The 6,559-nt window shown below is 67.2% G+C and carries 11 protein-coding genes and 1 pseudogene; 8 read left to right on the forward strand and 4 right to left on the reverse strand.

The annotated features are described in order from the left end of the window. Nucleotides 1-2: 2 nt before the first annotated feature. Nucleotides 3-791, reverse strand: coding sequence for an alpha/beta hydrolase (locus AB0H61_RS13500; protein ID WP_357303127.1), 789 nt, complete (start codon nucleotides 789-791; stop codon nucleotides 3-5). A gap of 181 nt (nucleotides 792-972) precedes the next feature. On the opposite strand from AB0H61_RS13500, the gene AB0H61_RS13505 reads away from it, so the two are divergent. The 5 genes from AB0H61_RS13505 (at nucleotide 973) to AB0H61_RS13525 (ending at nucleotide 3,485) form a co-directional block, all read left to right on the forward strand. Further along, complete coding sequence (locus AB0H61_RS13505) at nucleotides 973-1,827, forward strand: oxygenase MpaB family protein (RefSeq protein WP_357303129.1); 855 nt, start codon at nucleotides 973-975, stop codon at nucleotides 1,825-1,827. A 41-nt stretch (nucleotides 1,828-1,868) separates the two neighbouring features. Continuing rightward, entirely contained in the window at nucleotides 1,869-2,501 is a 633-nt protein-coding gene (locus AB0H61_RS13510) for a TetR/AcrR family transcriptional regulator (protein WP_357303132.1), read from the forward strand. A 40-nt stretch (nucleotides 2,502-2,541) separates the two neighbouring features. Next, the gene (locus AB0H61_RS13515) at nucleotides 2,542-2,766 is read left to right on the forward strand and encodes a hypothetical protein (RefSeq protein ID WP_357303135.1); all 225 of its coding nucleotides are present in this window, start codon (nucleotides 2,542-2,544) and stop codon (nucleotides 2,764-2,766) included. Next, nucleotides 2,753-3,052 (forward strand): hypothetical protein, encoded by a 300-nt coding sequence (locus AB0H61_RS13520; RefSeq protein WP_357303138.1) that lies wholly within the window; start codon nucleotides 2,753-2,755, stop codon nucleotides 3,050-3,052. The genes AB0H61_RS13515 and AB0H61_RS13520 overlap by 14 nt, the downstream gene beginning before the upstream one ends. A 100-nt stretch (nucleotides 3,053-3,152) precedes the next feature. Continuing rightward, on the forward strand, nucleotides 3,153-3,485 hold the full coding sequence (locus AB0H61_RS13525; protein WP_357303141.1) for a hypothetical protein: 333 nt from the start codon (nucleotides 3,153-3,155) through the stop codon (nucleotides 3,483-3,485). 105 nt (nucleotides 3,486-3,590) lie between these two features. On the opposite strand, the gene AB0H61_RS13530 is transcribed toward AB0H61_RS13525, so the two are convergent. Then, a complete protein-coding gene (locus AB0H61_RS13530) occupies nucleotides 3,591-4,082 on the reverse strand; it encodes a GAF domain-containing protein (RefSeq protein WP_357303144.1) in 492 nt (163 codons plus the stop codon). Between the two features lie 326 nt (nucleotides 4,083-4,408). Between AB0H61_RS13530 and AB0H61_RS13535 the strand changes: the two genes are divergently transcribed. The 3 genes from AB0H61_RS13535 (at nucleotide 4,409) to AB0H61_RS13545 (ending at nucleotide 5,892) form a co-directional block, all read left to right on the forward strand. Next, nucleotides 4,409-4,936: an NAD(P)H-dependent oxidoreductase gene (locus AB0H61_RS13535; protein ID WP_357303146.1), complete on the forward strand. Its 528-nt coding sequence runs from the start codon at nucleotides 4,409-4,411 to the stop codon at nucleotides 4,934-4,936. Beyond that, a complete protein-coding gene (locus tag AB0H61_RS13540; RefSeq protein WP_357303149.1) occupies nucleotides 4,929-5,426 on the forward strand; it encodes a flavin reductase family protein in 498 nt (165 codons plus the stop codon). Before AB0H61_RS13535 ends, AB0H61_RS13540 begins: the two co-directional genes overlap by 8 nt. Before the next feature lie 115 nt (nucleotides 5,427-5,541). Further along, entirely contained in the window at nucleotides 5,542-5,892 is a 351-nt protein-coding gene (locus AB0H61_RS13545) for a hypothetical protein (protein WP_357303152.1), read from the forward strand. Between the two features lie 81 nt (nucleotides 5,893-5,973). Here AB0H61_RS13545 and AB0H61_RS13550 read toward each other — a convergent pair whose 3' ends face one another. Both AB0H61_RS13550 and AB0H61_RS13555 read right to left on the reverse strand, forming a co-directional pair. Beyond that, the gene (locus AB0H61_RS13550; RefSeq protein ID WP_357303154.1) at nucleotides 5,974-6,231 is read right to left on the reverse strand and encodes a hypothetical protein; all 258 of its coding nucleotides are present in this window, start codon (nucleotides 6,229-6,231) and stop codon (nucleotides 5,974-5,976) included. A gap of 226 nt (nucleotides 6,232-6,457) precedes the next feature. Continuing rightward, nucleotides 6,458-6,559: pseudogene (locus tag AB0H61_RS13555) on the reverse strand (IS982 family transposase); the annotation flags it as partial.

Here is a 6,559-nt window from a genome sequence, read left to right on the forward strand (position 1 = left end):
CACTACGGGGTCGCGCCCGCCGTGTCGAGCAGGACCCGCGCGCAGGCGGCGGGATCATCATAGAACGGCGTATGCCCGCTGCCGTGCAGTGTGACGTGCCTGGCGTTCGGGAGCGCGGCCTTGGCGCGGCGGCTCTGGGTGAGATAGGTCAGCAGGATGTCGCGATTGCCCCAGGCGATGGTGACCGGAATGTCTGCCAGCGCACCGATTTCGTGCAGCCGTGCGGTGTCGAAGGAGGCGAGCGCGTCCACGAATCCCGGTGCGTTCCACGCGCCGTAAGCGGTGTCGATGGCGATCTGCGTATCCACCGCCCACGGCTTTCCGTAGATGAGCGACAGGAATATGGTGCGGCCCACGGCGGTGCCGAGGACATTGGGCAGTATCGACTCCAGCGGGCCGATCAGCCCGCGTGATCTGCCCAGCGATTGCTGGCACCAGATGCGACCGGCCTTGTCCCAGAAGCCGATCGGGGAGTACGCGGTGACCGAGCGGGCCAGTCCGCGCGCCCCGAGATTCAGCGAGATGAGCCCGCCCATCGAGTTGCCCGCCAGGTGTGGTCGCTCGATACCTTGCGCCGCAACGAAATCCGCCAGCGCATCGGTGAGCGTGTCGACGGTGGTGTGCTCCAGCGGTGCGGAACCGGCGAATCCGGGCAGGTCGACCGCGATGACATCGAACTGCTCGGCGAGCGTATCGATGATGGGCTCCCACACCTGCCAGCGGCTGCCGACCCCGTGCACCAGCACCAGCGGTGCTCCGGTGCCGGTCCGGTGGTGATTCAACGTTGTCATCGCATCCCCGACTCTGCTCCATTGGCGGTGCGCCAACAGTATCAGCGCCCGTATGCCGATGTGATCAAGTTACTTCAACCTACTCTGACCATTGAGAAGCAACAAAGATAGATCTATTGTCGCTTTGTGTGGCCGGAGGCAATTCGGCTGGAAACAACGAAGTTTCAGGAACGAGGATGAGATGACGGCACACGCGGTCGACACAACGAATGCGGTGACCCCGCTGGGACCGGATTCGCTGCTGTGGAAATACTTCGGCGATCTGCGGGTGTACCTGCTGGCGCCCGCCGCGGGCATCATGCAGCTGATGCTGCCGGGGCTCGGCGCGGGCGTCACCCAGCATTCGGACTTCTTCAACGAGCCGTGGGAGCGCATCTTCCGTTCGGTTCCGCAGATCGCGGGCACCGTCTACGACGGACCCGAAGCGCTGGCCACCGCCGCCCGAGTCCGCGACTACCACCGCGATATCAAGGGCATCGACGCCGATGGCCGGCGGTATCACGCGCTCGACCCCGAGATCTACTTCTGGGCGCACGCCACCTTCATCTGGGCCGCGATCATGACGGCCGATATCTTCGATCATCGCCTCAGCGACGAGGAGAAGCAGCGCTTCTACGACGAGGGCAAGCAGTGGTACCGGCTCTACGGCATCAGTGAGCGGCCGATGCCCGAGGACTGGTACGACTTCCGCGCCTACTTCGATCGCATGTGTGCCGAACGGCTGGCCGTGACCGAATCGGCGGGCTGGGTGGTGTGTCAACTCGATCGGCCCGTCGAGATGCGTCTCCCACAGGTTCCCGAGGTCGTCTGGCGGTTGTTCGGCACCGCGTTCATGCACCAGTACCGCCTCATCGCCGCGGGCACCATGCCGCCGGTGCTGCGCGAACGCCTCGGACTGCCGTGGGGACCATTGCAGCGCAGACAATTCCGGCTCCGGGTGGCGTTGATTCGGCGGGTGTGGCCGCTGCTGCCCGAGCGTGCGCGGTACCAGCCGCGCGCGTTGGCGGGCATGGCCCGCGAGCGCGCGAGCCGATGAACAGCGGCTCGGCGGCGACGCGGGCATGGGACCATGGCCGGATGGCCGACGCCCACCTACCCCCGCTCGCCACGCTGCTGGACCTACCGGGTCCGTCCCCCGATCCGATGACGGACAAGATTCTGGACGCGGCGCTGGCGGAATTCACCGAATACGGGTTGCGCCGGGCCGCCGTCGACGACATCCGCCGCCGGGCGGGGGTGAATCGGGCGACCGTCTATCGCCGGTTCGCGACCAAGAACGACCTCGTCGCGGCCACCCTGCAACGCTGGATATTGCGGTTGCTGACCGAGACGGCCGCGGCGGTGGCCGATCGGACCACCGTGCGCGAGCGGCTGATCGAGGGGTTCGTCCGCTCGGTGCTGATCGTGCGGACCGATGCTCTCGTCGGCCGGTTGCTGACGAGCGAGCCGGAGTCCTTTCTGCCGTACCTGACCACCGACGGCGCCCCGATCCTGCAGGCCTGCCGCGAGTTCCTGGCCGCGCAGTGCCGGGAACTACAGGCCGCCGGACAGGCGCCGGGCGTCGATGCCGACGCCGCGGCCGAGATCGCGCTGCGCCTGGCGCAGTCGGTAGTGCTCACGCCGGAGGGGTATTTCGACCTGAGCGACGAGGCCACGCTGCGTGCCTTCGCCGGCCGCTGCCTCGGCCCGCTGGTCGAGCCGATCGGCTGATGCGCTGGCGAGACGACCGATCACCGGTACGATAAAAGGTATGGCAACGCGTAAGGTCACCCTTTCGCTGGACGAGGCGGCCTGGGCCTTCGCTGAACAGGCCGCCGCCCGAGCGGGTATGTCACCCTCGGCGTGGATATCGAAGGCCGCGCGACGTGAGGCCGTACGAACCGGGGTCGGTCCGGTACCGGATGTGACGGCCGAGGCCGCGACGGACGAGGCGGAGCTGGCCGCCGCCGAGGAGGCTATGCGTGCGCAGGGGTGAACTGTGGATCTATCACCCACAGGGTTCGCCGCCGCGCCGCCGCACCGTTGTGCTCATCAGCAGTGACGGCATCAACGAATCCCCCAGGCAGTGGCTGATCGCCGCCGAGGTGCAGCAAGAGGATCCGCTGGACATTCTGGCGGTGCAGGTCCCCGGACACGGCTGGGTGCACGCGGGCAACCTCGGCCGGATCTATCGCGGCTGGTTGGCCGAGCGCGTCGACGACATGTCACCCGATGTGCTGGAGCGGGTGGATACCGCGCTGCGCGCGGCCATGGATCTGTGACAGCGCAATTCGTCTCGATCGACCATCACGGGGCGAGTTGCGGCATTATCGTTGCGGCGCCCGAAGGTGGCCCTTTCATTCGACCGAGAAGAGGAGTCAGGTGCGGATTTTCCTGATCGCTGCGGCAATCGTGGCGCTGCCGATGCTGGCGGCGTGCGGCAACGACAAGGACGCGGCGGCATCCACGGTGACCCCGGCGGATATCTCGAAATCGCTACAGGACAGGGGGCTTCGGGATAAGGGCCTCGCCGATTGCGCGGCCAAGGCCTATGTGGACGAGGGTATTTCGCAGGACGGTCTGCGCACCTTGATCGGCAGTGAATACGACAATAAGGCGGTCGATCCGGAGACCCTCGGCATGAGCAAGGAAGACGCTGACCGCGCCCGCGCCGCCACCAACAAGATCGTTACCCAATGCGTCGGACAGCGCTGAGCTGAACCGGCCGCATTCAGGTCGCGCCGCGCGCAATCCGTAAGTCCGCGCCGGTTGCGGTCCATGCGAGGTGGGCGGCGCCTCCGGTGGCGGCACCCCCGAATGCTAAGGGGCGGACAGGGAATCGAGGAAGATCCGCGCGACCGCCTCGAGCCCGGTCCGATCCGTCTCGTCGAATCGGCGGGGCTCGGGGCTGTCCAGATCGAGGACGCCGATGAGGGTGTCGTTATGCAGCAACGGCACCACGATCTCGGAGCGCGAGTCGGCGTCGCAGGCGATATGGCCCGGAAATGCGTGGACATCCGGGATCACCTGGGTCTGCCGGGTCTGTGCCGCGGTGCCGCATACGCCCCTGCCGATCGCGATGCGAACACAGGCCGGTTTGCCCTGGAACGGACCGACCACGAGTTCGCGCCCGTCGAAGAAATAGAATCCCGCCCAATTCAATTGCGGCAGGGTATGAAAAATCAGGGCCGCCAGATTGGCGGCGTTCGCAGTGCGGTCGATCTCCCCGGCCAGTAACGCCTCGGCCTGCGCGATCAGCTGCCGGTACTGCTCGGTCGGGTCCCCTGACAACTCGGCAATGGTGAACGCCATAGGTGCATGGTAGATCCCGCTCGATTGCGGGATTTCCCTCGATTCGTGATCGAGGTGCTCCCGCGCTTGCAGTCGCCGGGCGTTTCGGACGATCCGAATTCGCGGGCGGGCTCGCCCACACCCGAGTACGACACGCAGGCGATCGGATCGCACAGATTCAAACCCTCCTGTCGATCCGATCGCGGTGTTGAAGTGGAAGGCAGATCGGCCATGACCCATGGGGAGCAGCGATGCGACCTCGTCCGCTGGAAGTACCAGCACATAGCCGCATCCCGCTGCACGGCCTAATCGGAGCGGGGGCTCGTGATCGAGAGAAGGATACGAACATGTCAGTGACGGTCGTCGTCGGCAACCCGAAGCCCGCCTCCCGGACCCTGACCGCGGCGGTCCTGGTCGCACAGGGGCTGCGGCCGGACTCCGCGCCCACCGTCATCGATCTGGTCGATCTCGGGCCCACCCTGCTCTCCCGGGGTGATCCGGCCGTCGCCGCGGCGGCCCGCACAGTCGCGGAATCGGAGCTCGTGGTCTTCGCAAGCCCGACCTTCAAAGCGACCTACACCGGACTGTTGAAGCTGTTCCTCGAACAATTCGACGGCGGCGCCGGACTTTCCGGTGTGGTGGCGGTGCCGCTGATGCTCGGCGCGGGCCCCGCCCATGCGCTCGCCCCGGATCTGCTGCTCAAGCCGGTCCTGGTCGAGATCGGGGCGATCGCCGCGCTGCCCGGCCTGTACCTGTCGGATCGCACCTTCCTGGAAGACGGGGCGATCGCGGCCTACACCGAGCGCTGGCGTCCCGTGGTCGCCGCGCTGAACACCATACCCGCGGTCACCGTGCAGGCGACGAATCATGCATGAGCACTTCGAATTCCCGGCCGACGGCGACGGTCTGCGCCGGGCCTTCGCCAATTTCCCGAGCGGTGTCGTCGCGGTCTGCGCGGAGGTGGACGGCGTACCGCACGGGCTCGCGGTGAGCACCTTCGTTCCCGTCTCCCTCGACCCGCCCCTGGTCTCGTTCTGCGTGCAGAACTCCTCATCCACCTGGCCACGTCTGGCGACCGCCGACCACCTCGGCCTGAGCCTGCTCGGCACCGATCAGCAGGCCGCCGCCAAGGCCCTCGGCGCACGCAATGGCGACCGCTTCCGGGAGACGCGGCTGCATCGGGGCACCGGTGACGCCGTCTTCATCGATGGCGCGTCGGCCTGGATCGAGGGTGTCCCGGAAGCGCACGTCCCCGCGGGCGATCACACCGTCGTCATCCTGCGCATCCACCGGCTGGCGACCCGGGCGGATGTGGAGCCGCTGGTCTTCCACGGCAGCCGCTTCCGTCGCCTGCACGCCAGCTGAATCCCACCGGGCCGGTGCGGAGCCCAGCTCGAACGGCCCGAGCGGCTACGGCACTCGCCGCCGCCCAAGCCGTCGCAGCACTCCCGGTCCCGGTACCGATCGATAGGCTGATCCGGTGCCCCTAGTCGAGGTGACCTACGCCCCCCACGTCCCCGAATCCACGTTGCGTGCGCTCGCCGACCAGCTGCCCCATCTCGTCTCGCTCGCCGTCGAATGCCCCGAAGAACCCTACGACCACAACCTCCAACCCGGCGACGTCGAAATCCGGTTCCGCCCCCTCGGCCCCTTCGACCGCTCCGGCCTCGACGCCGTCATCGAAATCCGCTCCAAATGGTTCGAAAGCCGCGCGTCCAACCGGCAGGACCGCGTCGACGAACTCCACGCCGCCCTCGAAGCCGCCACCGACCTCGAAGACTTCGGCATCTACCTCTCCCTCCCCATCGCCGCCTGGGCCCAAACCGAATAGCCCTGGTCTTCGTTCGTCGGCGAGGCCCGGTTCGAGGATTTTCCCGGACAAGAGGCCGATCGGTCTGCGGCTCAGTCCTTTTCAGCTGGCCATCAACGGCGAAGCATGCACACGCCGACCGTCGCGCGTGTTCACCCAGACGTGCGGACCCTCGCCTGCTCGGGCGCGCACCATCCCGAAGACCAGGCCGTCTGCGTGCACAGCTGACCGGTGCTCCTCGAGTTCGCCCACGATGTGCAGTGACACCGCGTCGTGGGCGGCCTGGCCGGTAACCGCGAACCAACCCTGCTCCTGCGGTCGACCGTCGTCGTCGGGCAGCGTGAAATGCTTGGTCGACATCCGAGCGATCGGCAGATAGTCCGGTGTTCGGATGTCGCGGGGACTATCGGGGCGCGCGTACCCGTGATGAGGCCAGGTGCGACCCAGACGCCGTCACGGCGCTGCACGAACACAACCCACCGCCCGATTGCGCCGTACATGAGGACAGCCACGGTCTCGTCCCGGACGAGGACGGCGACCGGGATGAGGTCCCGGTCGCCATCCGCTAGACGAGTGATTCCTAACGTCAGTGGTCGTAGGCGGTTAGTGATCGGCTTGTTGGGGCGCTGATGGCGTGGTTGTGCCAGATCGCGGCGGCCAGGGCGAGCAGGCGCTGGGCGGTTCGGGC

It is taken from the genome of Nocardia sp. NPDC050710, from assembly GCF_040654375.1.
Taxonomy (GTDB): Bacteria; Actinomycetota; Actinomycetes; order Mycobacteriales; family Mycobacteriaceae; genus Nocardia.

Excerpts from the sequence above, each read along its gene's own strand:
- AB0H61_RS13500 (WP_357303127.1), bottom strand. The coding sequence starts at position 791 with ATGACAACGTTGAATCACCACCGGACCGGCACCGGAGCACCGCTGGTG.
- AB0H61_RS13505 (WP_357303129.1), top strand. The coding sequence starts at position 973 with ATGACGGCACACGCGGTCGACACAACGAATGCGGTGACCCCGCTGGGA.
- AB0H61_RS13510 (WP_357303132.1), top strand. The coding sequence starts at position 1,869 with ATGGCCGACGCCCACCTACCCCCGCTCGCCACGCTGCTGGACCTACCG.
- AB0H61_RS13515 (WP_357303135.1), top strand. The coding sequence starts at position 2,542 with ATGGCAACGCGTAAGGTCACCCTTTCGCTGGACGAGGCGGCCTGGGCC.
- AB0H61_RS13530 (WP_357303144.1), bottom strand. The coding sequence starts at position 4,082 with ATGGCGTTCACCATTGCCGAGTTGTCAGGGGACCCGACCGAGCAGTAC.
- AB0H61_RS13535 (WP_357303146.1), top strand. The coding sequence starts at position 4,409 with ATGTCAGTGACGGTCGTCGTCGGCAACCCGAAGCCCGCCTCCCGGACC.
- AB0H61_RS13540 (WP_357303149.1), top strand. The coding sequence starts at position 4,929 with ATGCATGAGCACTTCGAATTCCCGGCCGACGGCGACGGTCTGCGCCGG.
- AB0H61_RS13550 (WP_357303154.1), bottom strand. The coding sequence starts at position 6,231 with ATGTCGACCAAGCATTTCACGCTGCCCGACGACGACGGTCGACCGCAG.